The following is a 1875-nucleotide window of genomic DNA, read 5'->3' on the forward strand; positions in this document are numbered from 1 at the left end:
CCTCGCTCGGAAAAGGTCTGGCATCGGCGGCGCTCGGCGCGCTGCTGCAGGCGCGCGGCTACAAGGTCCGCCTTCGCAAGCTCGACCCCTATCTCAACCTCGATCCCGGCACGATGTCGCCTTACCAGCACGGCGAGGTCTTCGTCACCGACGACGGCGCCGAGACCGATCTCGATCTCGGTCATTACGAGCGCTTCACCGGGCGTCCCGCGACCAAGCAGGACAACATCACCACCGGCCGCATCTATCAGGACATCCTGACCAAGGAGCGCCGCGGCGATTATCTCGGTGCGACCATTCAGGTGATCCCCCACGTCACCAACGCCATCAAGGAGTTCATCCTCGACGGCAACGACGGCTACGACTTCGTGCTGTGCGAGATCGGCGGCACAGTGGGCGACATCGAGGGGCTGCCGTTCTTCGAGGCGATCCGCCAGCTCAAGAACGACCTGCCGCGCGGCCATGCGGTCTACGTCCACCTGACCTTGCTGCCGTTCATTCCGAGCGCGGGCGAGCTGAAGACCAAGCCCACGCAGCATTCGGTCAAGGAGCTGCGCTCGATCGGCATCCAGCCCGATATCCTGTTGTGCCGCACCGACCGGGAAATCCCGAAGGAGGAGCGCCGCAAGCTCGGGCTGTTCTGCAACGTCCGCGAAAGCGCCGTGATCGAGGCCCGCGACGCCGACAACATCTATGCCGTGCCGGAAGTCTATCACGCCGCGGGCCTCGACGACGAGGTTCTGGCGGCGTTCGGAATCGAGCCGGCCAGGCCGCCGGCGCTGCAAGGCTGGCACGAGGTCAACGAGCGTATCCGCAATCCCGAAGGCGCGGTGACGATCGCGATCGTCGGCAAGTACACCGGCATGAAGGATGCCTACAAGTCGCTGATCGAGGCGTTGTCCCATGGCGGCATCGCCAACAAGGTGAAGGTCAATCTCGACTGGATCGAGAGCGAGGTGTTCGAGAACGAGGACGCCGCGCCGTTCCTCGAGCATGTCGACGGCATTCTGGTGCCGGGCGGGTTCGGCCAGCGCGGCGCGGAAGGCAAGATCAAGGCGGCGCGGTTCGCCCGCGAGCGGCACGTTCCTTATTTCGGCATCTGCTTCGGAATGCAGATGGCCGTGATCGAGGCGGCGCGCAATCTGGTGGGAATCGAGAACGCAAACTCGACCGAATTCGGCCCCACCAGCGAACCGCTGGTCGGTCTGATGACGGAATGGCTGCGCGGCAACGAACTGGAGAAGCGCTCCAGGGCCGGCGACCTTGGCGGGACCATGCGGCTCGGCGCTTACCCGGCGACGCTCACGCGCGGCAGCCGCGTTTCCGGAATCTATGGCGGCGCGCTGGAGATTTCCGAACGGCACCGTCATCGCTACGAGGTCAACACGGCTTACAAGGACCGGCTTGAGCAGCACGGCCTGCGCTTCTCGGGCATGTCGCCCGACGGTGTTCTGCCCGAGATCGTCGAATACGAGGATCATCCGTGGTTCATCGGGGTGCAATACCATCCCGAACTGAAATCGCGGCCGTTCGAGCCGCATCCGCTGTTCGCCTCATTTATCCAGGCGGCGGTGGTGCAGAGCCGACTGGTGTAAAAACGAAGGCAATGGTGTTGCCCGGATACATCACGCGCTCGTGAAGTTCCCGGAGCGCCGCAATCTCTCTTGAGAATCCTCATACGCGGACACAGTGTATGTCGTGTTTTTTGGGGGCACATCACGTTATGAAAAATCTTCTTCTCGCATCCATTGCCATGATAACAATGACGGTTTCGGCGTCGGCTGCCGATCTTGCGCTGCGCTACGCCAAGGCTCCGCTTTCGCCCGTCGCCGCCGTCCATGATTGGTCCGGCTTTTATGTCGGCGCTCACCTAGG

At 63.1% G+C, this 1875-nt stretch carries 1 protein-coding gene; it reads left to right on the forward strand.

Annotation, left to right across the window (positions count from 1 at the left end; all coding sequences use genetic code 11):
• The coding region (locus tag BGN91_RS07320) for a CTP synthase (RefSeq protein ID WP_292611857.1) at positions 1-1595 on the forward strand (1595 nt) is incomplete at its 5' end.
• Positions 1596-1875 lie beyond the last annotated feature (280 nt).

Source organism: Nitrobacter sp. 62-13 (genome assembly GCF_001896955.1).
In the GTDB taxonomy this organism is placed as follows: Bacteria; Pseudomonadota; Alphaproteobacteria; order Rhizobiales; family Xanthobacteraceae; genus Nitrobacter.